This window comes from Paractinoplanes ovalisporus (assembly GCF_016834655.1).
In the GTDB taxonomy this organism is placed as follows: domain Bacteria; phylum Actinomycetota; class Actinomycetes; order Mycobacteriales; family Micromonosporaceae; genus Actinoplanes; species Actinoplanes ovalisporus.
This window is the reverse complement of record NZ_JAENHP010000001.1, coordinates 249,222-274,539: the sequence shown is the minus strand read 5'-3', so window position 1 is coordinate 274,539 and position 25,318 is coordinate 249,222. Positions and strand designations below refer to the sequence as shown.

Below are 25,318 nucleotides of genomic sequence, written 5' to 3'. Positions count from 1 at the left end.
TGGACTACCGGGACCCGCGATCCGGTTCCGCCCGATAGGCGCGGGCCGTCGCGCGGAGGCGGTCGTGGATTTCCCCGTACGCGGTGGCGCCGCCCAGGAACTCCTTGGCGACCTTGGCCAGCATCGTGTAGTTGGGGTCGCACACGTTGCCCACGGGCGCCTCGCCGGCCTGGCTGATCAGCTGGTAGGCGTCGAGCAGGTCCAGCCCGGTCAGCCCGGCCGTCCAGGTGACCAGGTCATGCTGGCTCATCCGGTAGGCGTCCTCCAGCGGCCGCGCCGACCCGGCCGACATCAGCGCGTCGTCGGTCTCGAACCGTGGCGTCGGGGTGGACACCCCCTTGATCAGGTCGAGGATCACCACCGTGTTCATGGCCGCCTCGACGCCCGTGCCGCAGACCTCGCCGTCGCCCTGCCGGCAGTGCCCGTCACCCAGCGCGAACAGCGCCCCCGGCACGTTCACCCCGAAATAGGCGGTCACCCCGGCCCGCAGCTCGGGCGTGTCCATGTTGCCGCCGTGCGCGTCGGGCACGATCGTCATGCGGCTCTCGAACGCGGCCGGCGCGACCCCGGCCGTGCCGTGCATCGGGTCCAGCGGCAGCTCGACGCTGAAGCCGCTGCGCCGGGCGTGGTAGCGCACCACCCCGGCCGCCACGTCGACGTCGTAGCGCCACACCAGCTCGTCCAGCGGCGGGTGCAGGGTGGCCGTGGTGTGGGTGCCGGTCAGCGCCCCGAAGTGCGGGAACGTCGACGACACGGCCCAGTCGCGGGCCGGCACGATCGCGACGAAGTGCACGGCCAGGGTGTCGCCGGGTTCGGCCCCCTCGACGTGGAACGGGCCGGTGACCGGGTTGAGATAGGGGAACTCGCAGACCACCGAGGGCAGGTCACCGACGTCGCGCACCCGCCCGCCGAAGCAGTCCTCGGTGTAGAGGTCGAGCACCGTGCCCGGCTCGACCCGGCGTACGGGCTCCCGGCCGCCGAACGTGTAGGACAGCTCCTCGGGGCTGGGACGGTAGCTGACGACGTCGGTCATGTGCGGTCTCCCTCGTGCTCGTTCATTCCCGCCAGTTCCGGCTTCCGGCCGGTCACGTAGAAGACGATAAGCACGATCACGCCTACCCCGAGCCAGGCGAAGCCGAGCGCCTGGGCCGCGATGTTCGCGTTGATCACCACGTACAGCAGGATCAGGAAGCCGGCCACCGGCACGATCAGGTGCCGCCACCAGTCGCGGCTGCCCCCGCGTACGACGTAATGCACGACCACGGCCACGTGCAGCGCCAGGAAAGCGGTCATGGCGCCGAAGTTGACCAGCGTGGACAGCAGCGAGATGCCGTCGTCCCGGCTCGCCATGGAGAGACCGAGGGCCAGCGACACGACCGCGACGACCAGGGTGGCGTTGGCCGGGACGCGGTGCCGCTCGTTGACGCGGGCCAGGAAACGCGGCATCTGGCGGTCGCGCGCCATGGCGTACAGCAATCGGCTTGTCGCCGCCTGCGCCACCAGCGAATTGGCGAAACCCCAGGCGATCGCGGTGGCCAGCGCGGTCAGGTCGGCCAGCCAGGCGCCACCGGCGACCCGGGCGGCGTCGTAGAAGGCGGTGCCCTCCGGATCACCGTTCGCCAGCAGCCCCGGCGCGTCCGGCACCAGCAGCGAGGCGACCCAGGTCTGCACCACGAACAGCGTGCCCGCCAGCAGCAGCGCACCCACCATGGCCCGGCCGATCTGGCGGGCCTCCTCGCGGCTCTCCTCGGCCAGCATCGAGATGCCGTCGAACCCGAGGAACGACAGCACGGCGATCGACACCGCGCCGAACACCACCGACCATTCGAAGGTGTCCGCGTTGAACAGCGGCGACAGCGAGAAGCCCTCGCCCTTGCCGCCGGCCAGAGCCACGATGCCGACGACCAGGAAGATGGCCAGGATGACCAGCTCGGCCAGCAGCATGACCCGGTTGACCCGGGCCGTCATCCTGATGCCGAGATAGTTGACGGCCGTGTTGAGCACGACGAACGCGACCAGCCAGAGCCAGACCGGCACGCCCGGCACCAGCGAGTGCATGGCGACGCCGGCCACCAGATAGAGCAGCCCCGGCACGAGCACGTAGTCGAGCAGGATCACCCAGCCGGCCAGGAACCCGACCGGCGGCGCGATCCCGCGGCCGGCGTAGCTGTAGACCGAGCCGGCCATCGGGAAGGCGCGCACCATCTGCGCGTACGAGAGAGCGGTGAACATCATCGCCACCATGCCGACCACATAGGCCAGCGCGACCATCCCGCCGGAGCCGCTGTAGACGCTGCCGAAGATCCCGAACGGCGCGATCGGCACCATGAAGACGAGCCCGTAGATCAGCAGATCCCCGAAACTCAGCGAGCGGCTGAGCTCCTGGGAGTACCCGAACCGTTGCAGGTCCTCGCCCATAGACGCACGCTAATCTCATTTCGCGGTTCAGGTAACACCGACGACGACCATCCTGTGGTGGCTCGCAGTCAGAGGCCGGCCGTCCTCGCCGTATGCTGCCACGTCGGTGAAGCCGGCCTCGGTGCACCAGTCGCGCAGCTCGGGGAAGCCGAACAGCCGCTTCACAAAGGTCAGCGTGCGGGCGCGGCCGTCGCGAACGACCGTACGTTCGACCTCGAAACGCGCGGTCAGTGGGTCGAAGCGGTGGCGGTCGACCAGCATGTCGCCGTTGTCAAGAGCGGTCGTGACCCGCGACGGGGTGTACGACGTCAGGAACGCCGGCAGGTTGTCGAGGTCCATGGCCAGGCGGCCGCCGGGACGGAGAACCCGGGCCGTCTCGCGCAGGACGGCCCGGTTCGTCGTGTCGTCGAAGTAGCCGAACGCGGTCGTCCAGCAGATCACCCGGTCGAAACGGCCGGTCCATCCGGTGGGCAGGCTCCGCATGTCGCCGTGAACGTAATCGACCTCCACGCCCCTTGCGGCCGCATCGTTGTGGGCCCGTCGCAGGAAGACCTCGGACGAGTCGAGGCCGGTCACCCGCGCGCCCCGCGCCGCCAGTTCGTTGGCCAGGGCGCCGTGACCGCAGGCCAGGTCCAGCACCTCCGGACCGGGGTCCGGACCCGGCAGGGCCCGGACCCGGTCGGCGATTTCCGAGGCGCCCGCGTACGCCGTCCCGACCACCGGTCCGTGTGTCGGGGACCGGGCCGCGGGTGTGGCGAAGAAATGCAGATAGTCCTCGTCGTACATCGCCGACGCATCGAACAGGTCGTCGGTGCTCACTCGACGGGGCCGCGGTCGACGAAGCTGTAGTTGCCGCGGCCGCCGCCGTCGCCCAGCTCCTGGATGTAGAGCGCCGAGCCGTCGTTCCTGACCTGGACCGCACCGTACTTCTCGTTGGAGATGACGTGGGTGGGGCGGCCCTTGTCGTCCTTCTCGCCGGTGGGCGTGATGCGGAACAGCGTGGTCTCGTTCTCGGCGCACTTCACCGTGCCCACGCTGACCGGCTCGTCGCGGGTGTCGGCCCGGACGCACCACCGTCCGCCTTCCTCACGGGCCCGCAGCGCCTCGATCAGGTACTGGTCGCCCTTGGCCGGCACCAGCCGGAACCGGGCGCCGTCGTCGGTGCCGTCCCCGATCGCGATCGGGCCCTCGTAGGTGGCGCTCCAGTCCTTGTCGTCCTCCGAGATGTGGATCAGCGTCTGCCGCTCGCCCGCGAGGATGTCCTCGACCGGGGCAACGGCCGCGCTCGTGGGTTCGGCCGCCGGTGTGGGCGCCGACGAAACGGTGGTGTCGGCCGCCGCGTTCGACGTGGTGCCGGCCGACGGCGACTCCTCGGCCGCGCTGCACGCCGTCAACGACAGAGCGATGCCGGCGAGGGCGGCGGTGGTGAGAACCGGGGTCGTACGCACGGGGAAGAACCTCCTGAACGGTCAGCGGATCTTCATCCCGTACCCCTCCACGAGCGACGAAACACCTGAATCCGGCATCCGGTAGGCGTTGATGCCGGTAACTCCCGCACTGTCGGGTGTCTGGCATGGCGTTCCCCTCGGCCGTCGGGCAGAGTGGTGCCTCGGTCGACGGGGGTCGGCGACGAACGGGACGGGCAACCATGAAGCGGCGAGAGTTCGATCTGGTCTTCTCCGGCAGAAATCCCCTGCTGCCGTTCGCCACCGACTGCCCGGTCCGGTACGAGGTCTGGCTGGCCTTCGCCACCGACGACGAGCCCGGCCGGCGCCACGACCTCATGCTCCACGCGAGTGAGTGGAGCGCGGAGGAACTGGCGGAGGAGCTGGAGTCCGAACTGGGCGGCGGTGCCGACGTTGCCGTTTCCGGTGACTACGTGGCCGTACGGGTGACCTTCGCGGAGCTCGTTCAGAGCATCCTGCCGCTGACAACTCTGGAATCCAGCCTGACCAGGCTGGAGTCGGCGTTGAACGAGGATCGGGACAGCGTAAGCATCATGTTCACCTCGGTCCGGCCGACCCGCACCGAGGACGATGGGCGGGCGCAACGGCGGGCCGTGGAGGACTGGGAGGAACTGCGCTGGTTCACTCGCCTTCTGACCGCAGTCCAGCGCCGCCAGTTCGAGAACCGGCCGTCCGAAGCGCTGCCGGCTCTGGTCAGCCTGCTGGTCCCGGCCGTTGACGAGCAGCTGACAGCAACCTTCGACGGTTGGGTCGCGTTGCCGGGGAGTCCGTCGGATTCCGGTCCGATCGGTTCCGTGACGTTGAACCGGAAGGCACGCATCGCCGTCACCGAGTCGCGCCGCACGGTCAAGGCCGACGCGGCCGGTTCGTTGTTCGACGTCAGTTGCGCGAACATCACCTGGGCGGTCCTCGACTCCGGAATCGACGCCCGGCACCCGGCCTTCGCCTTGTGCGGACCGGACGGGTCACCGTCGGACGGTTCACGGATCACGGCGACGTACGACTTCACCAGGTTCCGGACCGTGATGGCCGAGTTCGACGGCTTTCTCGTCGACTGGCACGAGATCGAGCACAAGCTGCTGGTGCCCCAAGACGACAAGAACTACGAACCACCGGTGGACGACCACGGGACACACGTCGCGGGCGTGCTCGGCGGGAATTGGAGCGAGGAGAAACTGCGGGGGATCTGCCCCGATATCCGCATGTGGGACATCCGGGTGCTCGAACAGGACGGCACCGGCGACGAGTTCAACATTCTGGCGGCGTTGCAGTTCCTTCGATGGAAGAACGAGCGATCGACGTTTCCGGTCGTGGCCGGCGCCAATCTGAGCTTCGCGCTGAAGCACGAGGTCGCCAACTACTCCTGCGGCTGGACTCCCGTGTGCGTGGAGGCGGACAAGCTGGTCCGTTCCGGAGTCGTCGTGGTGACGGTCGCGGGCAACGCGGCGTTCGTCGACGAGAACGGGTCACGGCTGTCCGACGGCACCTCGCATCGAGCGATCAGCATCACCGACCCGGGAAACACCGAATCGGTGATCACCGTCGGCGCTACCCATCGCACCGACCCGCACCGGCACGGCGTGAGCTTCTTCTCCGGGCGCGGGCCCACGGCGGACGGCCGGATCAAGCCGGACCTGCTCGCGCCGGGCGAGCGGATCGACGGACCGATCCCCGATTCCGGCATGCGCCGGATGACCGGTACCAGTCAGGCCGCGCCGCACGTCAGCGGCGCCGCGGCGATGCTGATGTCCCGTCACCGCGAGCTGCTGGGCCGTCCGGAGCGGGTCAAAGAGATCCTGTGCGGTTCGGCCACCGACCTCGGCCGAGCACCGTCCTTCCAGGGCCACGGCCTGCTCGACGTTCTCCGCGCGATGCAGGCGCTCTGAGTCGTGCTGACCTTCGAGGCCTTGAACGCGAAGCACGGCGACAGCCTGATCGTACGGTGGGGCCGTGGGGACGCCACCCATGTGGCGCTCATCGACGGCGGCCCATCGGGCGTCTGGACCGGCACTCTTCGGCCCCGGTTGCTGGCCCTGGCCGGGAATGGAACCTCCGCGCGCCTGGCCCTGGTGGCGGTGAGTCACATCGACGCCGACCACATCGACGGGGTGCTGAGGCTGCTGAACGAGATGCGCGACGCCCACGACGCCCGGCTGGAGTCGCCCTGGCGGATCGACCGGCTCTGGCACAACGCCCCCGAGCCCGGGATGCCCGCGGCCGGAGCCAGGGCCGGCGCGGCGGCCGCGGTGAGTCAGAGCATCAAGCAGGGCCGTGAGGTCCGTGATCTCGCCGGTCTGCTCGGGCTGGCGGGAAATCCGCCGCTGGGTGGCGTCGTGACGGCGGGCCTCCGCGCCGATGTGGAGGGCATGTCGATCGTCGTCGTCGGCCCTCGACCGGCGGAACTCGCCGCGCAGTGGGCGCGATGGCAGCGATCCGATGCGCAGGCCACGGCCGCCGCGTACAGCGATGCGAACGTCTTCAACCAGGCGAGTATCGTGCTGCTGCTCGCGTACGACGGCGTCACGATGCTTCTCACCGGGGACGCGCGAGGCGATCACATTCTGGCCGGTCTGGCCGAAGCCGGGCGGCTCGACGGCGGCCGGCTGCACGTCACGCTGATGAAGGTTCCCCATCACGGCAGCAGCGCCAACGTCACACCGGAGTTCTTCGAGGCGGTCACGGCCGACCACTACGTTGTCTCCGCGAACGGCACCCACGGACACCCGCACCCCGACGTGCTCGATTGGATCGCCCGTTCCCGCCGGGGCGAGTCCTTCACCGTTCATCTGACGAACCCGATGCCCTCGTTCCACCGGCGTGATTCGGACGACGGATTCGGGATTCGGGTACGGGCGGCTGACCAGCCGGGTGTCCGGGTTGTTCTCCACGATGAAGGAGGTCCCTCCGCATGAGAGGTTTTGAACCGGTGGAGCTGGCCGATGCACTTCGGGCCGTGAAACGCGCTGTCTCACCCGTGCCCGCCGGCACCATCTCGGTGGTCGGCGCCCTGCTGATCGCATATGCCATGTTCGGCGCGCTGTGGGCGTCGAGGCCGCTGGGGACCGTCGAGTACGTCGTCACCCTGCTGGCGGGCATTCTGCTGGTGGTCTCCGGGCCCAGCCTGCTGGCTCGTGAGAAACACCGGGCGGCGTCGGAATTCTCCGAGATGCTGGCGGAGGACCGGAAGGTGTCCTTCGAGTACGAGCGCGCCACGCCCGCGCCGGAGGCGAAGAGGCGCCCGTCTCGTTTCCGGTCGCCGGCCCGGTGACGGCGTCGGTCAGTCCGAGCGTGGGGGGACGGTGGCGCGGCCGTGGGCGATCACGATCGGGGGTGGGCGGCGGCGACGGCGGGTGCGGCGCTGCACCAGCCACGTGACGAGCAGGGCCAGCAGGACGAGGGCGACCGTGGTGGAGGCGGCGGCGATCAGGGCGCGTTCCGGGCCGGTCGAGGACGGTGGGGGAGCGGCCGGCACCGCCACGTCGGCGGTCAGGGTCAGGTCGGGGGTCGTCACCCGCAACGGCACCGCGGCCGGGCGGTCGGCCGGGGTGGGGAACTGCACCAGGTAACGGCCGCGCAAAGTGGTCTCGACCTGGTCGAGGGCGGGCACCACGACCGGGTTGCCGGCGGGGGCGAAGAAGCCGCCGGTGGCCTCGGCTGCGGTGCTCCAATAGGGACTGGCGTCGGCGCTGGTGGCCACCACCAGGATGGAGTCGGCGGCGCGGAAACGGTCGGCCAGCGCCTCCGCGGAGGGACCGCCGGCGTCGGCTGCGCCCGTGTAGACGACGACCACCTTGCGGCCCGCGGGCACGTCGGGGAACTGCTTCGCGGCCAGGGTGAGGGCGGCCGCGGTGTCGCGGGAGCCGTGCGGGCGTACGCCGCCGAGCGCGGCCACGATGCCGGAACGGTCCTGCTGCGGGGCGGCGATCGTGGCGGCGGGGGACGAGTCGCCGATCACCGTGGCCCACGTGCCGGACGGCGCCTCCAGGATGAACCGGGCGCCGGCGCTGAGCCAGGCCGGTTCGGCGTCGGCCGACGTGTCGACCACGATCGTCACGGCCAGGCCCGAGGACATCAGCGGGGTCAGGGAGGCTTCACGCCGTACGCCGTCGGTCGTCACCTCCGCCGTACGGGCTCCGGATCGGGTGCTCGCGCTGAGGTCGACCACCACCGACGTCTGCTGCTCACCGGCCAGCACCGCCTCGACCGGCAGCGGCACGGCACCCGGGCTCAGAAGGAACGCGGCCGCGACGGGGGCGGACAGCAAGCGCTTAAGCCGCGGCCGCATAGGCGATGACGTTGTCACGGTAGCTTCCGCGGGCCTGGTCGAAGCTGCCCCCGCAGGTGACGAGGCGCAGCGTGGGGTCGAGGGAGGGTGCGTACACGAGGTCGGTCGGGAATCGGGTCTTGGCGACCCGCGACACCTTGGTCACCTTGAACGTGGCGGTGCTGCCGTCGGCCCGGTCGACCTCGACCACCGTGCCCGCCCTGACCTTGTGCAGGTTGATGAAGATGCCGGGCCCGTCTGAGGAGTCGACGTGCCCGAGGATCACCGCCGGGCCGTCCTGGCCGGGGCGCGGCCCGCCGTCCCACCAGCCGGCCTCGGCCACGCTCGGCGGGACCTCGACCGAGCCGTCCTTCCGCAGCCCGAGATCGATGATTTTGCTGTCGACCTCGAGGGCGGGAATGCGGATGCGGACCGGCCGGGCCACGGTCTCGTACGTCGTGCTCGACTCGAAGCTGTCGGCCGGGTTCGCGCCCGCGGCGCTGGAGGGCGGCGCCGGCGTGTTCTTCTCGGGGCCGCACCCGGCCACCAGCGCCAGCGCCACCACGAGCAGGGCCGCGAAGCGGTGCATGTCAGTTCTGCTCCACGATGCCGGCCATGCCGCCGAACCCGGTCTGTGCGCCTCCCTTGGGCAGCCGCTCGGCCACCGCGCGGCCGAACGCGTCGGCCAGCGTGCGGGCGAGGTGGAACATGTGGTCGTACGTCTGGTAGGCGATGTCGTGGGCCTTCGCGTACTGCTTGCCCGCGTACGCGTCGGCGTGCTCGAGCAGCATCCGGTCGTGCTCGGACAGCGCCGCCGCCATCACCGCCGGGGTGGCCCGCCCGTTGGTCGCGCCGGACAGGAACTTGCCCATCGTCTGTTCGAAGCCGTTCAGCTTGTCGCGGGCCGCCTGCTGCCGGGCCGAATCCTCGCTCGCGGTGGCCGCCGCGTACGAGACCAGCGCCTCCACGTGTGCGGCCCACAACGTCTGGAACTGCCGGGCCGCCGGAGCGCCGAAGAGGGTGTCGATGGCGGCGGCGATGTCGCTGGTGTTGGCGTTGAGCGACTGGCCCGAGGCGGTGAAGTCGGGCGTGCGGGTGACCGCGGCCCGGGTCGCGTCCTCGATCAGCACGGCGTGTTCGGCCAGCAGCTTGCCCAGCTGCGAGCGCAGCCGCCAGACCGGTTCGTCGAGCACCTTGGTGTCGGACGGCGGGAGCAGCGCCTTGGCCAGGCCCAGACCCAGGTCGTACGTGTGCTGGAAACCGGCCCGGGAGAGCGCGTCGGCCTTCGCGTAGTTGCCGGCCGCGTAGGCGTCGGCCTGCCCGGTCAGGTGCTCGATGTGCATGACCACGAGGCTGCGGGCGGTGGCCAGCGGCAGCCGCCCCTGCGACGCGCCCGAGAAGAACGCGGCCAGCTCACCTTCGTACTCGGTGAGTTCCTCGAGGGCCTCGGACCGTGCGGCGTCGTCGTGGTCGGCCAGGGCGCCCGCGTACGCGAAGAGGGTGACCACATGTTCCGACCACAGCGGCCGGAACTTCTGCGCGGTGGCGTCGCCGAACAACTGCCCGACCAGCGCGGTCATGTCGTTCGTGTTCTTGCCGAGCGACGCGTTGGCCGCCTGCACGAAGTCGTCGTCGCCGCGGAACCGGCTGCGCATCATGTTCGCGGCGAGCACCGAGTGCTGCCCGAGCAGCGCCTCGAACTGCACCGCCAGGTCGGCCGGGCTGCTCGCCGGGGCCAGGGACGCCGTGCCCGCGACCATCCGGCCCACCGCCGCCGGTTCGGTCGAGGCCGTCGCCCGCACCGCTGCCACTCCGGCCGCTGTCACCGTGACCACGGCGACCGCCGCGATCCGGTATCCCAGTCTCCGCATCCGCCCGATCCAACTTCGTCGTTGTCTTCCCAGGCCACACCGTCTCGCCCCGCAGACATTACGCCCGCCATCGACATTGTTCGACTCCACCGGACGGATGACGTGGCCGACCGTATGGCGGGTGGTGGTCGGCAGATCACCGACATTCAGGCGTGCATGGGCAGAGTATTTTTTAGGGGTGCTGGCGGGCACTGCGAGGAGATGGAGCGGGCGATGACGGCGGCAGGCGACCTGATCGCCACGCGCTGGCGTGTGCTGGGGCCGTTGGCCAAGGGCGGCCTCGGGCACGTCTGGCTCGGCGCCGACGAGCGCACGGGCCGCACGGTCGCGCTGAAGAAGTGCGGTCTGCCCAAGTCGCTCACCGCGGAGAAGCGTTCCCTCGTGAGGCTGTGGGTCCCGCGAGAAGCCCGTGCCTTCGCCCGCATCCGCCACCCCAACGTGATCCGCACGCTCGACGTGCTACTCGACGGCGACGCCCCGTGGATCGTCATGGAATATGTGCCGTCCCGCTCCCTGCTCGACCTGATCCTCGACCAGGGCCCGCTGCCCCCGGCCCGGGTCGCCGCGATCGGCCTCGACCTGGTGGCCGCGCTCACCGCCGCCTGGGACGCCGACGTGCTGCACCTGGATGTCAAACCGTCCAACGTGCTGATCGCCGAGGACGGCCGGGCCGTGCTCACCGACTTCGGACCGGCCGGAAGCCGGGCCGGGGTGGCGGCGCTGGCCGAGGCCGACGTCATTCTCGGCTCCCCGAAGTACGTTGCCCCGGAACGCCTCTTCGACCTGGTCACCGACGAGCGCTGCGACCTGTGGTCGCTGGGCGCCACGCTCTACCACGCGGTCGAGGGCCGCACCCCGTTCACCCGCGACACCACCGACGACGCCCTGCACGCGGCCGACGCCGGCACCCCCGACCCGCCCGTGCTGGCCGGCCCGCTGACGCCGGTGCTGCTCGGGCTGATGCGCCGCGATCCGGCCGAGCGCATGACGGCCGACGAGGTGCGCCGCCGGTTGCGCCGCATCGCGCCCGCCTCCCGCCGGGCCACTGTGGTCCGCACCGGAACGGCGGTGGCGGCCGCGGCGGCGATCGCCTTCGCGGGTGTCGCGTTCGCCGACCAGCGACCCACGCCGCCGGTCGCCGCGCCCAGCCCGTCCGTGACCGTGCCGTCGGCGACGCCGGTCGGGCTGCCCGCCGGTTTCGCGTGGTGGACCGAGCCCGACGGCGAGTTCCGGGTGGCGATGCCGCGCGATTGGCGTCCGGCGTGGAAGGACGGGCGTCTGACCTGCACCGCCCCCGGCGGCAACCCGGTGATGGGTGTGTCCGCGTGGACGGCCCCGGGTGATCCGGTGGTCGCGCTCACTACGACCGAGAGCAGGTCCTCGCTGGCCGACTACCGGCGTATCCGCATCACGAACGTGCCCGACACAGCGGGCGCCGTGTGGGAATACTCGTACGACGACCCGAAGGCCGGACGGATGCGCGCGTTGCGCCAGGTCGTGCCGGTGGGCGACCGGGCCTACGCCGTGGATTGGCGCGCCCCGGCCGCCGACTGGTCAGCCGACCTTCCGACCCTGCTGACCGTGATCCCGACTCTCCGGCCGATCTAGTCGACCCGTACGGCGGGAAGGGTCCTCTGCAACCATCGAGGCGCCCACCAGGCCCTCTCGCCGAGCAGGCGCATCACCGCGGGCACGATCAGGCAACGGATGATCAGGGCGTCGAGCAGCACCGCGGTCGCCATGCCGAGCCCCATCATCTGCAGCATGCGGTCGGGGCTGAGCACGAACCCGCCGAAGACCACGATCATGATGGCGGCGGCGGCCGTGATGACACTGCCGGTCTTGGCCAGCCCCTCGCGGACCGCTTCGCGGGCATCGCGCGTACGGGACCACTCCTCGTGCATCCGCGAGACCAGGAACACCTCGTAGTCCATGGACAGCCCGAACACGATGGCGAAAATCATCACCGGTACGTAGGCCTCGATCGGACCCGGTTCGGCCCAGAGCCAGCCGTTCTGGAAGACCAGGACCATCACGCCGAGCGAGGCGCCGATCGAGAGCAGATTGAGCACGGCTGCCTTGATCGCGATCGCCACCGACCGGAACACCAGCAGGAGCAGCAGCGCCGACAACCCGACGACGGCCCCGATGAACAGCGGGAACCGCTCGCCGACGGCCGCCGCGAAGTCCACCGTGGCCGCGGTCGGCCCGCCCACCAGCACCCCGTCCGGCAGGTCGGCGCGCAGGGCCCGCACCAGATCGGCGGTCTCGGCCGCCTGCGGCGACGTCGTCGGGAAGGCGAGACTGGTGATCAGCTGCCCGTCCTCCGACGGCTGCGGGGGCGTCACGTCGGCCACGCCCGGGTGGCGGCCCAGAGCCTCGTACGCGGTCTGGGCCTTGGCCTGGTCGCCGTCGAGGGTCACGATCACGAGCGGACCGTTGGCGCCCGGCCCGAACGACTCGTCGATCAGGTCGTACGCCTGCCGCGTGGTGCTGCCCGCCGGATCGTTGCCCTCGTCGGCCAGCCCGAGCCGCATGCCGAGCGCGGGGGCGCACAGCGCGGCGAGAGCGGCCACGGCGACCAGCAAGGCCGGCACCGGCCAGCGCTGCACGAGCGACGCCCATTCCCGCCAGCGGCGGCCCTGACGCTTGGTGCGCGCGGCGTGCTTGAGGATGTTGCGCTCGATCCGCCGGCCGAAGATGGTCAGCAGCGACGGGAGCAGAGTGAGCGAGGCCAGCATGGTCATGAGCACGGTGAGGGTGACGCTGAGGGCCACGCCCTCGAGAGCGCCCAGCCCCAGCGTGTAGAGCCCGAGCAGCGCGATCACGACGGTGGCCCCGGCGAACAGCACCGAGCGGCCCGCGGTGTCGAGCGCGATCCGGCCGGCCACGTCACGGGAGGCGCCGCCGAGCAGCTCGGAGCGGTAGCGCGCGAACACCAGCAGCGCGTAGTCGATGCCGACACCGAGCCCGACCAGGATCAGCATCGGCGCCGTGTAGTCCGGGATCGTCATCACGTGCGAGGCCAGCCCGACCAGCCCGAACGTGGTGCCCACGGCGAAGACGGCGGTGATCAGCGGCAGCGACGCGGCGAGCAGCGAGCCGAACAGGAACAGCAGGATGACCAGCGCCGCCAGGATCCCGGCGCCCTCGCCCGGGCCGCCGCCCCCTTCCTCGATCTCGCGGATCGCGTCGCCGGAGAGCTCGACCCGCAGGCCGTCACGGTCATGGCCGAGCGCGGTGTCCAGGATGGCGCGCTTGTCGTCGGCCGGGACGAACCCGGCGGCCTCGTCGAGCACCACGGTGGCCAGTCCCACGGTGCCGTCGGCCGAGACGCTTCCCGTACGGGGGTCAGGCGGCTGGACGGCCGTCACGTGCGCGAGCCCGCGCAGGTCGTCCAGCAGCGCGTCGATGCGGGCCTGCTGCCCCTGGATCCCGCCGGCGGCCTGGACGACCACGGTGATGCTGTCGCCCTGCCGCTGGTCGTACGCGTCGAGCAGCTGTTCCGACTCGGTGCCCGGCAGTGAGAAGTCGTTGCGGTAGTCGCTGCCGGCCGCGGTCGACCCGGCCAGGATCGCGGCCAACGCGACGATCCACAGTCCGATGGCGGCCCAGTGGTGGCGCTGGGACCAGCCCGCGAGCCTGGTCATCCGGGTGTCCCGGTCTTCTGCGGTGCGCGCCTCAAGCAGCACGGCTCTTCTCCCGTTAGGTAGCGTGCCTACATGTAGACGGCCAACATAACTGGGCTATACGTAGGCTGTCTACATGCCGATTTTATGTAGGCTGTCTACGTGCTCGCTTTGTGTAGGCTGTCTACGTGAAAGCCGACGCGCTCCGCGGTCACCTCGACGCGCTGATCCTCGCCACGGTCGAGGGCCGGCCCCGGCACGGCTACGCGATCATCGAGGCGTTGGCCGCCCGCAGCGGGGGCGAGCTCGACCTGCCGACCGGCACGGTCTACCCGGCGTTGCGCCGGTTGGAGGCGGCCGGCTACCTGAGCAGTGACTGGTCCGAAGACTCGGGCCGGCGGCGCCGCACTTACACGTTGTCGCGCGCGGGTCGCAAACGCTTGGAGGCGGCCCGAGCCGAGTGGGACCAGTTCGCCCGGGTGGTCGGCAACGTCCTCAAACAGGCGTGACCACCCGGCGGCGGTTTCGGGGGTGTGCTCGCGCGGGCGTGAGTATTCGGCCGCGCTTTCCTGGACGTGCTCAGGTGAGCCTGATCATTCGGCTGCGCCTCCCCGGAGCGTGCTCGAGCGGGTGCGAGCAGTCGGCGGCGCCGATCGGCACAGTTGTCCGGGGTCGTCGGCGGCATGCTCAGGCAGGCCCGATTACCCGGTGTGTTGTCCACAGCCGGGCCGTTGTCCACAGCGCGGCCCTCGGCGGCCCTCGTTGATCACCGTGCCACGCGATAATGGCGTTGGTGGGGTGCCCCCGTGGAGGGTGGGGACTGGTTCGGGACCTCCTAAGGGTCTCAATCACAATCTCCGGAGGGCCGCTGCGGGAGTCTCGGTAGCGTGTACTCATGGCCCGGCTGCCAGAGTTGGATGAGGATCTGGTGAAGTTGCTTCACGATCGCGATGGTGTGGAGACCGTCGTGATGCTCCAGGACGGTCGTCGCTTGGTCGTGTACGACATCGCGTGGGGATACGACATCGGCGACCAGTGGGCTCACGTTACGACGAATATCAGCCCCGGCCGGGAGGGTGCTGCTGTGGACGTGTTCTTGACCAGCGAGGTGGCATCGCTGATTGATCCCGGCACCGACCAGAGGATCTACACCGCTTCGTAGCCGCCGCTCGCCCAGCGAAGCCGCGATCCCGGCAGGCCGGGCGGAACGCCGCGCTGCTGTAGGCCTTGTCCGCGAGCAGGGTTGCGAAGCGTCGGCGGGGCCGGCCTGCCCGGCCGACGATCGGCGGGTAGCAGTCGAGCAGGTCGAGGGCTGGTTTGACGTCGGGTACGTTCGCGCCGCTGGTCAGCACGTAGATCGGGGTGCCGTTGCCGTCGCAGCTCAGGTGGTCCTTGGAGCCACGCTGGCCGGGGTTGACCGGCGACGGGCCTGTCCCGGCACCGAGCTCTTGAGGCAGGTCTTCCCAGCCGATCCCGGTGTGCAGCACGAACAGGATGCCCTGCAAGCACGACCGGCCCGGGACCGGCTGCGGCCCCGGTGACTTCTGCGGCCACGGCGGCAGTAGCGGGTCGATCAGCTTCCACGACTCGTCGTCAACGATCCACGCCTTGCTCATGACGGTCGAACGAGATTGATCTTCACCCCTGGTCCTGATCGACATCGATCGACTCAGCAGATCGTGCTAGGAGCTTCTAAGCCCCGCTTCGGCGCCTACCGGATCAGGCGACCGAGCAGTCCCCCGTGGAGAGCGGGACTGTTTCGGGACCTCCTAGGGGGAATACCCGATGTGACCGGGTGCGAGGGGTTGGCAGGATGACCGCGTGACGTACCTGGCCCAGCTCGACGCCGCCCTCACCGGGCCGCGGCGGGCCAAACGTGACCTGCTGCAAGAGGCGTCCGACCACCTCGAAGACGCCACCGCAGCCCTCGTTGACGCCGGCTGGTCCGAGCGGGACGCCCGGGCGCGGGCCGAAGCCGACTTCGGGCCGGTCGACGAGATCGCCGACGCCTATCAGACGACCTTGGCGGTCGCGGCCTCCCGGCGTACGGCGCTGATTCTGTCCGCTGTTCTGGTGTGCCAGCCGTTTCTCTGGGATCAGGGCGTCAACCTGGCCGGGCTGGCCGACGAGGGCAAGGCGCCCGGCACGTGGTGGTACGCGATGCTCGACCAGGCGATCGAATACGGCGGCTTCGCCATGTTGTGTGCGGCGGTTCTGGGGCTGGTCGCGGTCACCGTCGGCAACCGGTGGGTGCGGGTCGGGCGTCGGCTGGCGCGGGGCACCGCGATCCTCACGTTCGCCTGTTCGTTGCTGTTGCCGGCGATGGCGGTGGGCATGCTCGTCGGCAGCTCCTCACCGGTGTCGCTGTGGCTCTTCGCGGGGCTGCTGCTCCTGCTGCCCCTGCTGGCGGCGGTTGTCAGCGCCGGACGCACGCTCGCCGCCGCCCGTCCGGAATGGCAGGTCGTTCACGGCGTCGCGCACCCGGGCGCGTAGCCAGGCGTGGGCGGGATCGGTGTCGTAGCGCTGGTGCCAGACGCAGACCATCGGCGGGTGGGGGAGCGGCAGCGGCGGGTCGTCGGCGACCAGGCCGAGGGCCTCGATCAGCGGACGGCAGGACGCCTCGGGAACGGTCGTGACCGCGTCGCTCCGGCTCACGATGTGCAGGGCGGTGGCGCTGGTGCCGACGGCGGCCAGCACGCGACGGCTCAACCCGGCGGCGGCCAGCTGCTCGTCGACCGGATCGGTGAGACGGCCCCGGCGCGACAGCAAGATGTGCGGCCGGGACGCGTACGCGGGAAGGTCAAGTGGCCCGGAACCGTCGCGTCGGCGCACCACGACGAGCCGGTCGTGACCGACGGTGGCCGAGCGGAACTCGGGAAGCTGGGGGCGGCCGGCGCCGATCTGCAGGTCGACCCGGCCGTGGCGCAGGTCGTCGTTGTCGGCGGCGGCCTCGGCGGGCAGGCGCAGGCTCACTCCGGGTGCCTGCGACGCGAACGCGCTCAGTAGCGGCGGCGCCAGCGCGGTGGCGAGCGCGTCGTGGCACTGCAGCGTGAAGACGCGCTCGAGGGTGGCCGGTTCGAAGTCGCGGGCCGGCGCGAGCACGTCCTGGGCCTGGGCGAGGATGCCGCCGATGCGGTCGCGGACGGCCAGCGCGTACGGCGTGGGGGTCATCGTGTGGCCGGTGCGCACCAGGATGTCGTCGCCGGTCAGCTTGCGGATGCGGCCCAGCGTACGGCTGACGGCCGGCACCGACAGCCGCAGTCGCTCGGCGGCGCCGGTCACGCTGTTCTCCTCCAGCAGCGCGTGCAACGCCGTCAACAGGTTCAGATCCAGTTGCATGACAGTAAACAATAGCTTTACAAGGTTGCATTGGACGATAGGCCGAGGCTGCCCGATGCTCGATCCATGACCGAGAACGACCTTCAGACCAAGACAATTGACGCCGTACGGGCGGCAGGTGCGCTACTGCTTGAGCGCTACTCCACCGAGAGCCGCCCGGCCGATCTCGACACCCTCCTGGCCGCGCTGCGGGACAACGACGACACCGTCACCGACCTGCTCCGGCCGGCCCTGACCGACGCGCTCCCGGGCTCGGGCTGGGAGGAGGACGAGCACGCGTCCGGTCCCATCGCCGGCGGCGACCGCTGGGTGGTCGACCCGGTCGGCGGCAACGTCAATACCGTGCACGGCATGACCGACTGGAACATCGGTGTCAGCCTGGTCCGCGACGGCCGGCCGGTGCTGGCCGTCCTCTACGCGCCGCTGGCCGACGAGATGTTCACCGCGACCGCGGGCGGCGGCGCGTTCCTCAACGGCTCCCGTCTGCGGGTGAGCGCCAAGCGTGACCTCACCGCGGCACTGGTCGGCACCGGTCAGGCCAAGCCCGGCCGGGACGCGGCGCCCGCCATTCGTCTCGGTGCTTCGGTGGCCACGATGATGCAGCATTCCCTGTACGTACGAGTGTCCGTCCCCGTCGGCCACCAGCTCGCCCAGGTCGCGGTCGGCCGCATGGACGCCCACTGGCAGTTCGACAACGTCCGCTCCCACATCGGCCCGGTGCTGCTCGTGCAGGAGGCCGGCGGTGTGGTGACCGCCCTCGACGGCTGGCCGTGGGACCTGACCAGCGACGGCTACCTGGCCGCCGCCCCCGGAATCCACGCCGCCGCCCTGGAGGCGTTGTGCGCGTCGTGATCCTCGGAGCCACCGGCGCGACCGGCCGGCTGCTGGTGAGCGGCGCCCTCGACCGCGGCCTGGCGGTGACGGCGATCGCCCGTGACCCCCGAGCCGTAGAGCCCCGCCCCGGCCTCACGGTCGTCCGCGGCGACGTCCACGACCCGACGTCCATCGCCGTCGAGGGGGACGTGCTGCTTTCCGGGCTGGGCCTCGTACGGGAAAGCCCGCCCTTGACCCTGACCGCCGGAGCCCGGGCCGCCGTCGCCTCCGGGGTGCCCCGGGTGATCTGGCTGGGCGCGTTCGGCACCGGCCGTTCCGCCTCGGCCGCGAGCGCGGTGACCCGGGCCGTGCTGACCGTGGCCCTGCGCCGCGAACTCCCCGACAAGGTCGCCGCCGACAACACGGTCCTCGACGCGGGCGGAACCGTCTTCCACGCCGGCCCGCTCACCAACCGTCCAGTGTCGACCCACCCGCGCGCGGTCCCGGTCGCCGAGGCCCCACGCCGCCTGTTCCCGGCCACCGTGAGCCGCGCAAACGTGGCCGCGACCATGCTCGACGAGGCCCAGAACCCCCAATTCCCCGGCACGATCGCGGTGCCCCTCTGATCAGCGGTCGAGTTCGGCCCGCGAGGCGAGGGTGTCGGGGTGGTCCGGTCCCAGAACCTCGGCCCGGTCCTTGGCCACCTGGCGGAACAGTTCCGACGCCTCCACCTCCTGGCCCGAACGACGCAGAACGACGGCCAGGTCGTGCTTCGTCCGCAGGGTCGCCGGATGCCGGGCGGTGAAACGGCTCTCCCGTTCCCGCAGGACATCGCGCAACTCCCGCTCGGCCCACCGGAGTTCGCCGAGGGCGGCCCTCGCCATCGCGAGCCCGTTCCGGGTGATCAGCGTCCGCCGGTCGTCGCGGCCGAGTGTGCGGGCCCGTACGGCCAGGACGATCTCGAAATGCTCCGCTGCCTCGGCGAAACGGCCGAGCCCGTACAGCACCTTGGCCAGGTTGTCGCGTGTCGTCAGGGTCGGCTCGGCTTCCTTGCCCAGCACGGCCACGCGGTCCTCGAGCACCCGCTCGTACTCGGTCAGCGCCTCGGCCCGCCGGCCCTGCCGGTTCAGCGCGAAAGCGAGATGGTCGCGGGTGGTCAGCGTCTCGGCGTCGCGCTCGCCCCGCAGCGCGGTCAGGTCGGCCAGCAGCAGGCGGTACTCGGCCTCGGCCTCCTCGAAGTTGCCCATGTCGTCGGTCAGGTAGGCGTAGGTGTGCCGCACGGCGAGGGCGCAGGCCGTGTCCCGGCCGACGGTGCGGGCGACGGTCCGGGCCTCGGCCGCGATCATGTACGCGGCCCGGAAGTCGCCCGCGTGCCGCAGCCCCCGGGCGATGCGGTCGGCTGCTTCGAGATACATCTCCCGCTGCGGCACCTCGGCGTCCGCGAGCTCCGGAGCGAGCACACCGAGGTGCGGTGCGAGCAGCGGCCAGATGCCGCTCTGGCGTTCGGACCGCGTGTCGACTGCTGACCCGGCTGGTCACCACCACTGTCCCCTTCGCGGAGCCCCGCATGACGCCGTTCCCGTCGCGGGTGCGGACACCTATCTCCGTACGCCGTGGCTGCGGCTCGACCGGCTGGAACTGCCCGTGCTGGGCGTCCCGCGCCGCGAGCAGCTCCGGGTCGTCGGCGTTGTCCACGACGAGCAGCCAGGGCGAGGTCTGCTCCTCCAGAGCGGCCCAGACGAGTTCCAGCACGCTCTGACCACTGTGCTGGCGTGCCTTGATCTGCTCGCCGTCGATGCCGAGCGCCGCCGCCAGGTCCCGCAGGCCGGAATCGAGGGACGTCTCGTCGCGCGCACTCAGCCACCAGCTCTGGCCGCCCAGTCGGCTGAACTCCTGCGCCAGGTGCAGGGCCAGGGCCGTCTTGCCGGCGCCGCCGAGACCGCTGAGCACCCGGGCCTGCCCGTCCGGCTCGACCAGCGCCGCGATCGTGGCCTCGACCAGGTCCGTACGGCCGCGAAGGTGCTTCGGGCTCAACCCGACCGGCGGGGCGATCGAGCCGCGGCCGAGCGACTGCCGCACCGGTCCGGGCGGTTCCGGTGTGCGGGCCTGCATCCACGAGATCAGTCCATGGACAGCCACCACCAGAACCAGCACCGCCCCACCGGCGACCAGCGCCGCGCCCTTCATGTCGGTCACCACGTTGGTGATCACCCCGACGACCGCGGCCACCGCGGTGCCCAGCACCGGCAGCATGCTCCGTCCGCTCATTGCGCCGACGCTCTCAGCGTCGTCGTGACGCCGCCATCCGCCGAAACGAGGACACGTTCCGTTCAATCCCGGCGGTTCGCGGTCAGCTGGTTCCGGCCGGGAGCTTGGCCCGGGCCGGGTCGAGCGACGGCCCCGGCGCCAGCAGGCTCAGGATCTCGCTGGGCACGGCCACCGGCTTGACGTTGCCGTAGCCCAGTTTCTGCAGCAGCTCGGGACCGGCCAGCGGGAACATCGTGCCGGTGTCGGTGACGATGCTGATCGTGCCGAGCTGGTCCGCGTCGGGGTTGGCCTGCGAGCCGACCACGGCTCCGGCGCCGCGCGGCACGAAGACGGCGTCGGCGCGCACACCTCCGTCGAACGTCGAGCCGGGAATCGCCGTACCTTCGGGAACTGTGGGGTCGATGCGGATGCCGTCGCGGGCCTGGTCGCGGATGGGCAGGGTCACGCAGGCCCGGGACGGGGTGCCTTCGGCCAGCTTCGGTACGCCGGAGGGCAGCCCACCCGGCTGGCCGGCGTCGGTGATGCGGGTCTGCGACTCGCGCAGGTTGATGAAGTTGTTGACCTCGACCGGCTCGGTCTCGCGGCCCGGCACCGCCTGGAAGAGGCGGGCCTGGAACGGGGTCACCGCGGCCACCCCGTCGACCAGCACCACCGCGAACTGGGTGCGGCCGTTGTCGGTGACCACCTGACCGATCTCGAGCCCGTTGGCCGGGGACTGGCCGCCGGCGCCGGGCAGCTGGGGCGCGACCAGGTCGGGGCCGCTGGGAACGGCGTTGATCCAGGCCGTGGTGACCGGCCACGGCGTCTGCGCGGCGTAACCGAGCGCGCGCTGGGTCACCAGTTCGCGGCCGGGCGGGATGCTGAACTTGCGGTTGCCGTCGACCAGCGACACCCGGCCGCTGGGCTCCCGCACGAGCAGGGCCTCGCGGGCCGCGGTGGCCAGCCGCCCGCCGGACGGGGTGGTGCCGGCCAGCACCGTCGAGCGCAGCCCGGCGTCTTCCCGCTGGGTGCAGACCGACCACGAGCCGGTCAGCAGCGACTTGCGCTCGGGCAACGAGTCGGGCGCGCCCGGGATGCCCAGGGCCGGGCCGAGCGGCACGTCGGACAGCTTGCGGGCCGAGATGCCCTTCACCGGGGCCGGGTTGCCCTCGGAGAGCAGCAGACCCGAGCTGAAGTTGAGCACCGGGTGCAGCCGGCTGTCCGCCTTGAGATAGACGAACTGGGCGCCGGTGCCCTTCTCCTGCAGGATCACGCTCGCGTCGCGCGGGCTGGTGCTGCCGTTGCCGGTCAGGATGCCGTAGACCGCCACGCCACCGACCGCGATCGCCGCGATGAGCAGGCTGACCAGGGCCGTCATGCCGGCCCGGCGCATGGGTGACCGGGCCGGGTCGGGGTCCCGGCTGACCAGGGCCGCCACCACTCGTTGCATCGCGTACTGATACGAGTGGAGCTGGTCCTGGCGCGTCGGCATGGCCTCACTGTAGAGGCCCGGTTCGATGCCGTGGCCCCTAGGCTAGCGGGGGTCCGGTCCGGAAAGGGAGTGTCATGGCAACCGACAACGACGCGAAGCTCGCCGTGCTCATCGACGCCGACAACGCGCAGCCACGGATCATCGAGGCGCTGCTGGCCGAGATCGCCAAGTACGGCACGGCCCACGTCCGCCGTGCGTACGGGGACTGGACCGGCCCCAACCTGAAGGGCTGGAAGGACGAGCTGCTGGCCCAGTCGATCCAGCCGATGCAGCAGTTCGCGTACACGAACCGCAAGAACTCCACCGACTCGGCCATGATCATCGACGCCATGGACCTGCTCTACACGGGCCGCTTCGACGGGTTCTGCATCCTGAGCAGCGACAGCGACTTCACCCGGCTCGCCTCGCGCATCCGCGAGTCCGGCCTGACCGTGTACGGCTTCGGCGAGCGCAAGACCCCGAAGGCGTTCGTGGCGGCCTGCGACAAGTTCATCTACACCGAGAACCTGACCGGCCCCACCGCCCCCGAGCCGGTGCAGCTCAGCGCGGCCGCCCAGCTGCGCAACAACGCGGCCCTGCTCAACCAGCTGCGCAACGCCGTCGAGGCCGCCTCCGACGACGACGGCTGGGCCACGCTGTCGCACGTCGGCCAGATCCTGACCAACCAGAGCCCCGACTTCGACTCCCGCACCTACGGTTACAGCAAGCTGAGCGACCTGATCACCGCGATCAACCTCTTCGACCTGGAACGGCGCGACACCGGGGCGGGAAAGAAGGCGCTGATTCTCGTACGGGACAAGCGACGCCGTACGAAAAAGGAAGGTTAGCCGTTCTGCCGGGCGAGGTGGTCCTGGAACTCGGCGTGCCGGAACTGGTAGACGGTGGTGCCGACCGAACGCAGCAGGCCGAGCCGGTGCGCGTCGTCCAGGAACGTCACCAGATCGGCCGGCAGATGCCCGGTCAACACCCGAGGCGCCCCGGTGACGGTGTTGTACCACCAGACACGCGGTTGCCCGCCGTCGATACGCCAGAACAGCCCGAGCGCGGTGCCCAGGACCAGGATGCCGAGCCAGATCAGCAGGGCCCGGCGCAGGTCTCCGGGCACGGCCAGATCGGCGAGGTCGAGAGTGCCGCGTAGCGTTCCTGAGCCGGTCCGGTCGCCCAGCTCCACGAACATGTCCAGCCGGAAGTCGCCCTCCAGCCGCCAGAAGTCGCCGGTCAGCGTGAGCCGGAACGAGTCCGGTTGCGCCGAGCCGGGCCACAGCCGGACGACCAGCACAGCGATGAGCAGCCACACCAGCCATCGCCGCCAGCTGCGGTGACTGAACACCTGGATGGTCAGCAGCCAGGCCAGCACCACCGCCACGACATAGCGGAGGTGGCCGGTCCACGCCACGTCGAAGTCACCCACCCGCGCGGCGAGCCAACCGACCGGCCCCTCCCGCGTCATCTCGTTCCAGATCGGATTCACCCACAGCAGCCGGCAAGCCACGGCGGCCGCCGCGCTCACCATCGCCGCCAATACCCCGACCTGGACGAAGCGCTGCTGTTGCCCGGTTGCCGACGACTGCCACAGGCCGACCGATTCGGTCTCGTCCCGGGCCGGAACCGGCCGCTTGATCAGTGCCGTGCCGAGAGCGGTGAGACTGAACAGGATCGGAGTCAGAACGGCCCGGAACGACACCAACATGGCGCAGGCGGTGGCGGTCGTGAGCACGATCAGCGGAAGAGCGGCGTCGGGCTGTCCGTAGGCGAGCGTGGCGGACATGCCACCGACAACGCCGGTGAAGATGCCCCAGAAGGCGCCGCTGCGCAGGCCCGGACCGGGGCCTAGCCCATACCAGGGCGGACGGGCGCCGGGACCGGGCGCCTGGATCAGACCGGTCAGGTAGGCCGGCACAGCGAACGCGCCCACAACCGAACCGGCCAGCGCGGCGATCAGAGCGATCCGGCCGATGCCCACCTCCGGGGCGATCAGGGCCAGGGGCACGGCCACGGCCGGCGCCACCAGCATGGCGTGGGCGAGGCTGAACGTGACGACCGGGAGCAGGGCGAACACGATTCTCCGCAGAAGCTGCCAGTCCGCGGACAAGGCCGTCGGCCAGTCCACCTCGCCGTTCTCCTGGTGCTGCTCGGAGAGTTCGAACAGCCGCGCCGGGACGGCGATCCACGCGACCGCGATGCCGATTCCGGTCACTGTGCCGGCGACGGTTCCGAAGACCTGGGCGGTCAGCCAGCCGACCAGCACACACGAGGCGACGACGAGGAGCACAAGGAACACCACGGCCGTACGGGCCCAGCGCGGCGGCAGATCCTCGGCCCGCTCCAGAAGCTCGCCGGTGACGGCGGCGGCACGCTCCACCCAGGACGCGAGCCCGTACGGACGGCTGTTCCGGGTGAGCGAAGGAGCGTCCACCGACCAGTCGAAGTCGCGGGTCCGCCGGCGATCGAGGTTCGCCGCCAGGAAGCGTAGCCACCGCTCGACGTCCGCGCTCTTGTACTGGTTGCGGGGCCGGAAGTAGTCCGTTGCCCGGTCGCTCGGCGGCCGGGCCTCGAGAGTAGCTTCCACCAGCCGGTCGAAGAGGTGGGCGCGCAGGCTGCCGGCGCCGGGAAACCTGTCCTGGTCGAGCAGCGGGGCGGGATCGGCGCGCCGGGTGAGGTAGACGACGTGGAGCAGCCAAAGCCCCAGCGGCGTGGAGACGACCTCGGCGAGCGTGCCGTCCGCGTCGCGGAGCCGGCTCAGGACCGTACGCCAGTTGTCGCCGGGGTCGGCCGGAAGTCGTTGCTCGATGTACAGGGCGGCGGCGTGCGCGGACAACGGTTGCGGCTCGATCACCACCGCCGACGGCAGAACCCGGCCGTACGCCTCGACGGCTTCCCGGTACTCGTCGGCGCGGCTGGTGAGGATGAGCTGCGAGTCCGCGGAGAGAGCGGCGTGGACGGCGGCGAGGAGGGCCGGACGCGCCGTCCCGCTGATCTCATCCAGGCCGTCGATGATCGGGACGACGTGACCCCGCTCGGCGAGAGCGCTGACCACCTCGGCCGGGTGCCCGGGATGGTCTTTCGCGATCCGCTCGGCCACCCACGCCCACAGGTTGGTGTGCCGCGCGGGATCCCAGCCGGCGGCGGAGAGCAGAAGGGGCACCCGCTCGGTGCTGTCCGGAGAACGCTCGCGCAGGAGCTCCAGCAGGATCTGGACCGCGAGCGTCGTCTTACCCGCACCGGCTCCGCCCAGGATCACCAGACGGGGCCGCCTCAACCGCCGGAAGTCGGCCACCAGGGCGGCGATGTCGCCGCTGGAGGCCTCGGTGAGGACACCCTCGGTGAGATTCCCCGGAACGTCCACGAGGTTCTGGTCCTCGGTCATGCGCCACTGGATCGGAATGGGGGCGGTGTCGTCCAAGCCCCGCGCCTTCGACTCCTCCTCCCACTGCCGGCGGATTTCCCGCGCCAACGTCGTCCGCAGATCCGCGATGTTCGCGGCGGTCGGTGGGTCGGGTCGGCGCGCCCGCCACCAGCGGCTCAGTGACGGGAGCAGCAACGGCAGGACGGCCAGCGGGATCGAAACCAGCTGCGCCCAGTTCGCGGCGTCGTCCAGGCCCTGCGCGTGCAGCAGGCGGCCGATCAACAGCAGACAGAGCGGCACCGCGGCCAGTACGAGCACCAGGGCAACGGTCCGGGAACGGGTAGCCCTGGCGCGTCGAGTCACAGAGAGTGCTTACCAAGTCACGCTCGGGTGGGTCAACAAGATCCTCGCGTGTCCGGGGGACGGTGTCACA

General features: G+C 70.9%; 24 protein-coding genes and 1 pseudogene. 12 read left to right on the top strand and 13 right to left on the bottom strand.

Annotated features, from left to right (window positions below):
- Positions 1 to 4 precede the first annotated feature (4 nt).
- From JIG36_RS01275 to JIG36_RS01260, 4 genes are read right to left on the bottom strand one after another with little or no spacing between them, the layout of a single operon-like run.
- Entirely contained in the window at positions 5 to 1,033 is a 1,029-nt protein-coding gene (locus JIG36_RS01275) for an acetamidase/formamidase family protein (protein WP_203374099.1), read from the bottom strand.
- Positions 1,030 to 2,418 carry an APC family permease gene (locus JIG36_RS01270; protein WP_203374098.1) on the bottom strand — a complete coding sequence of 463 codons (1,389 nt, stop codon included), beginning with the start codon at positions 2,416 to 2,418 and terminating at the stop codon, positions 1,030 to 1,032. The genes JIG36_RS01275 and JIG36_RS01270 overlap by 4 nt, the downstream gene beginning before the upstream one ends.
- Before the next feature lie 27 nt (positions 2,419 to 2,445).
- Positions 2,446 to 3,237: a class I SAM-dependent methyltransferase gene (locus JIG36_RS01265; protein ID WP_307872510.1), complete on the bottom strand. Its 792-nt coding sequence runs from the start codon at positions 3,235 to 3,237 to the stop codon at positions 2,446 to 2,448.
- Positions 3,234 to 3,866 (bottom strand): hypothetical protein, encoded by a 633-nt coding sequence (locus JIG36_RS01260; RefSeq protein WP_203374097.1) that lies wholly within the window; start codon positions 3,864 to 3,866, stop codon positions 3,234 to 3,236. Before JIG36_RS01260 ends, JIG36_RS01265 begins: the two co-directional genes overlap by 4 nt.
- Before the next feature lie 200 nt (positions 3,867 to 4,066).
- Between JIG36_RS01260 and JIG36_RS01255 the strand changes: the two genes are divergently transcribed.
- Genes JIG36_RS01255 through JIG36_RS01245 form a run of 3 tightly spaced genes read left to right on the top strand, consistent with a single transcriptional unit; the run spans position 4,067 to position 7,152 of the window.
- The gene (locus tag JIG36_RS01255) at positions 4,067 to 5,770 is read left to right on the top strand and encodes a S8 family peptidase (protein ID WP_203374096.1); all 1,704 of its coding nucleotides are present in this window, start codon (positions 4,067 to 4,069) and stop codon (positions 5,768 to 5,770) included.
- A 3-nt stretch (positions 5,771 to 5,773) separates the two neighbouring features.
- On the top strand, positions 5,774 to 6,796 hold the full coding sequence (locus JIG36_RS01250; RefSeq protein ID WP_203374095.1) for a ComEC/Rec2 family competence protein: 1,023 nt from the start codon (positions 5,774 to 5,776) through the stop codon (positions 6,794 to 6,796).
- Between the two features lie 41 nt (positions 6,797 to 6,837).
- A complete protein-coding gene (locus tag JIG36_RS01245; protein ID WP_203374094.1) occupies positions 6,838 to 7,152 on the top strand; it encodes a hypothetical protein in 315 nt (104 codons plus the stop codon).
- Between the two features lie 9 nt (positions 7,153 to 7,161).
- Here JIG36_RS01245 and JIG36_RS01240 read toward each other — a convergent pair whose 3' ends face one another.
- The 3 genes from JIG36_RS01240 to JIG36_RS01230 are packed head-to-tail and all read right to left on the bottom strand — an operon-like array spanning position 7,162 to position 10,019.
- On the bottom strand, positions 7,162 to 8,169 hold the full coding sequence (locus JIG36_RS01240; RefSeq protein ID WP_203374093.1) for a vWA domain-containing protein: 1,008 nt from the start codon (positions 8,167 to 8,169) through the stop codon (positions 7,162 to 7,164).
- Entirely contained in the window at positions 8,153 to 8,737 is a 585-nt protein-coding gene (locus JIG36_RS01235) for a class F sortase (protein WP_203374092.1), read from the bottom strand. Before JIG36_RS01235 ends, JIG36_RS01240 begins: the two co-directional genes overlap by 17 nt.
- A 1-nt stretch (position 8,738) precedes the next feature.
- Positions 8,739 to 10,019: a hypothetical protein gene (locus JIG36_RS01230; RefSeq protein ID WP_236045477.1), complete on the bottom strand. Its 1,281-nt coding sequence runs from the start codon at positions 10,017 to 10,019 to the stop codon at positions 8,739 to 8,741.
- A 213-nt stretch (positions 10,020 to 10,232) separates the two neighbouring features.
- Between JIG36_RS01230 and JIG36_RS01225 the strand changes: the two genes are divergently transcribed.
- Positions 10,233 to 11,627 carry a protein kinase domain-containing protein gene (locus tag JIG36_RS01225; RefSeq protein WP_203374091.1) on the top strand — a complete coding sequence of 465 codons (1,395 nt, stop codon included), beginning with the start codon at positions 10,233 to 10,235 and terminating at the stop codon, positions 11,625 to 11,627.
- Here the strand turns inward: JIG36_RS01225 and JIG36_RS01220 are convergent.
- Positions 11,624 to 13,669 (bottom strand): MMPL family transporter, encoded by a 2,046-nt coding sequence (locus JIG36_RS01220; RefSeq protein WP_203374090.1) that lies wholly within the window; start codon positions 13,667 to 13,669, stop codon positions 11,624 to 11,626. The genes JIG36_RS01225 and JIG36_RS01220 overlap by 4 nt on opposite strands.
- 167 nt (positions 13,670 to 13,836) lie before the next feature.
- Here JIG36_RS01220 and JIG36_RS01215 point away from each other — a divergent pair, with 167 nt between their 5' ends.
- A complete protein-coding gene (locus JIG36_RS01215; protein WP_203374089.1) occupies positions 13,837 to 14,157 on the top strand; it encodes a PadR family transcriptional regulator in 321 nt (106 codons plus the stop codon).
- 386 nt (positions 14,158 to 14,543) lie between these two features.
- Positions 14,544 to 14,810, top strand: a complete 267-nt coding sequence (locus JIG36_RS01210) for a hypothetical protein (RefSeq protein ID WP_203375046.1) — start codon at positions 14,544 to 14,546, stop codon at positions 14,808 to 14,810.
- Here JIG36_RS01210 and JIG36_RS54590 read toward each other — a convergent pair.
- Complete coding sequence (locus JIG36_RS54590; protein ID WP_369076873.1) at positions 14,707 to 15,264, bottom strand: transposase; 558 nt, start codon at positions 15,262 to 15,264, stop codon at positions 14,707 to 14,709. The genes JIG36_RS01210 and JIG36_RS54590 overlap by 104 nt on opposite strands.
- A 205-nt stretch (positions 15,265 to 15,469) precedes the next feature.
- Between JIG36_RS54590 and JIG36_RS53085 the strand changes: the two are divergent.
- Positions 15,470 to 15,652, top strand: a pseudogene (locus JIG36_RS53085) (permease prefix domain 1-containing protein); the annotation flags it as partial.
- 348 nt (positions 15,653 to 16,000) lie between these two features.
- On the opposite strand, the gene JIG36_RS01200 reads toward JIG36_RS53085, so the two are convergent.
- Complete coding sequence (locus tag JIG36_RS01200; protein WP_203374087.1) at positions 16,001 to 16,987, bottom strand: LysR family transcriptional regulator; 987 nt, start codon at positions 16,985 to 16,987, stop codon at positions 16,001 to 16,003.
- A 66-nt stretch (positions 16,988 to 17,053) separates the two neighbouring features.
- Between JIG36_RS01200 and JIG36_RS01195 the strand changes: the two genes are divergently transcribed.
- Together JIG36_RS01195 and JIG36_RS01190 are read left to right on the top strand one after the other, a co-directional pair.
- Complete coding sequence (locus tag JIG36_RS01195) at positions 17,054 to 17,839, top strand: inositol monophosphatase family protein (RefSeq protein ID WP_203374086.1); 786 nt, start codon at positions 17,054 to 17,056, stop codon at positions 17,837 to 17,839.
- A complete protein-coding gene (locus JIG36_RS01190; protein WP_203374085.1) occupies positions 17,827 to 18,426 on the top strand; it encodes an NAD(P)-dependent oxidoreductase in 600 nt (199 codons plus the stop codon). The genes JIG36_RS01195 and JIG36_RS01190 overlap by 13 nt, the downstream gene beginning before the upstream one ends.
- Here JIG36_RS01190 and JIG36_RS01185 read toward each other — a convergent pair whose 3' ends face one another.
- Complete coding sequence (locus tag JIG36_RS01185; protein ID WP_203374084.1) at positions 18,427 to 19,260, bottom strand: tetratricopeptide repeat protein; 834 nt, start codon at positions 19,258 to 19,260, stop codon at positions 18,427 to 18,429.
- Positions 19,261 to 19,367: 107 nt separating this feature from the next.
- On the opposite strand from JIG36_RS01185, the gene JIG36_RS01180 reads away from it, so the two are divergent.
- Together JIG36_RS01180 and JIG36_RS01175 are read left to right on the top strand one after the other, a co-directional pair.
- Positions 19,368 to 19,559, top strand: coding sequence for a hypothetical protein (locus tag JIG36_RS01180; protein ID WP_203374083.1), 192 nt, complete (start codon positions 19,368 to 19,370; stop codon positions 19,557 to 19,559).
- Positions 19,560 to 19,787: 228 nt separating this feature from the next.
- On the top strand, positions 19,788 to 20,096 hold the full coding sequence (locus tag JIG36_RS01175) for a hypothetical protein (protein WP_203374082.1): 309 nt from the start codon (positions 19,788 to 19,790) through the stop codon (positions 20,094 to 20,096).
- Positions 20,097 to 20,150: 54 nt separating this feature from the next.
- Here the strand turns inward: JIG36_RS01175 and eccB are convergent, their stop codons facing one another.
- Positions 20,151 to 21,539, bottom strand: a complete 1,389-nt coding sequence (gene eccB, locus JIG36_RS01170) for a type VII secretion protein EccB (RefSeq protein ID WP_203374081.1) — start codon at positions 21,537 to 21,539, stop codon at positions 20,151 to 20,153.
- Between the two features lie 74 nt (positions 21,540 to 21,613).
- On the opposite strand from eccB, the gene JIG36_RS01165 reads away from it, so the two are divergent.
- Positions 21,614 to 22,366 carry an NYN domain-containing protein gene (locus JIG36_RS01165; RefSeq protein ID WP_203374080.1) on the top strand — a complete coding sequence of 251 codons (753 nt, stop codon included), beginning with the start codon at positions 21,614 to 21,616 and terminating at the stop codon, positions 22,364 to 22,366.
- Here the strand turns inward: JIG36_RS01165 and JIG36_RS01160 are convergent.
- Complete coding sequence (locus tag JIG36_RS01160) at positions 22,363 to 25,203, bottom strand: NACHT domain-containing protein (RefSeq protein WP_203374079.1); 2,841 nt, start codon at positions 25,201 to 25,203, stop codon at positions 22,363 to 22,365. The genes JIG36_RS01165 and JIG36_RS01160 overlap by 4 nt on opposite strands.
- Positions 25,204 to 25,318: the final 115 nt, after the last annotated feature.

Excerpts from the sequence above, each read along its gene's own strand:
- JIG36_RS01275 (WP_203374099.1), bottom strand. The coding sequence starts at position 1,033 with ATGACCGACGTCGTCAGCTACCGTCCCAGCCCCGAGGAGCTGTCCTAC.
- JIG36_RS01270 (WP_203374098.1), bottom strand. The coding sequence starts at position 2,418 with ATGGGCGAGGACCTGCAACGGTTCGGGTACTCCCAGGAGCTCAGCCGC.
- JIG36_RS01255 (WP_203374096.1), top strand. The coding sequence starts at position 4,067 with ATGAAGCGGCGAGAGTTCGATCTGGTCTTCTCCGGCAGAAATCCCCTG.
- JIG36_RS01240 (WP_203374093.1), bottom strand. The coding sequence starts at position 8,169 with ATGCGGCCGCGGCTTAAGCGCTTGCTGTCCGCCCCCGTCGCGGCCGCG.
- JIG36_RS01235 (WP_203374092.1), bottom strand. The coding sequence starts at position 8,737 with ATGCACCGCTTCGCGGCCCTGCTCGTGGTGGCGCTGGCGCTGGTGGCC.
- JIG36_RS01230 (WP_236045477.1), bottom strand. The coding sequence starts at position 10,019 with ATGCGGAGACTGGGATACCGGATCGCGGCGGTCGCCGTGGTCACGGTG.
- JIG36_RS01225 (WP_203374091.1), top strand. The coding sequence starts at position 10,233 with ATGACGGCGGCAGGCGACCTGATCGCCACGCGCTGGCGTGTGCTGGGG.
- JIG36_RS01220 (WP_203374090.1), bottom strand. The coding sequence starts at position 13,669 with ATGACCAGGCTCGCGGGCTGGTCCCAGCGCCACCACTGGGCCGCCATC.
- JIG36_RS01210 (WP_203375046.1), top strand. The coding sequence starts at position 14,544 with ATGGCCCGGCTGCCAGAGTTGGATGAGGATCTGGTGAAGTTGCTTCAC.
- JIG36_RS54590 (WP_369076873.1), bottom strand. The coding sequence starts at position 15,264 with ATGAGCAAGGCGTGGATCGTTGACGACGAGTCGTGGAAGCTGATCGAC.
- JIG36_RS01200 (WP_203374087.1), bottom strand. The coding sequence starts at position 16,987 with ATGCAACTGGATCTGAACCTGTTGACGGCGTTGCACGCGCTGCTGGAG.
- JIG36_RS01195 (WP_203374086.1), top strand. The coding sequence starts at position 17,054 with ATGACCGAGAACGACCTTCAGACCAAGACAATTGACGCCGTACGGGCG.
- JIG36_RS01180 (WP_203374083.1), top strand. The coding sequence starts at position 19,368 with ATGACGCCGTTCCCGTCGCGGGTGCGGACACCTATCTCCGTACGCCGT.
- eccB (WP_203374081.1), bottom strand. The coding sequence starts at position 21,539 with ATGCCGACGCGCCAGGACCAGCTCCACTCGTATCAGTACGCGATGCAA.
- JIG36_RS01165 (WP_203374080.1), top strand. The coding sequence starts at position 21,614 with ATGGCAACCGACAACGACGCGAAGCTCGCCGTGCTCATCGACGCCGAC.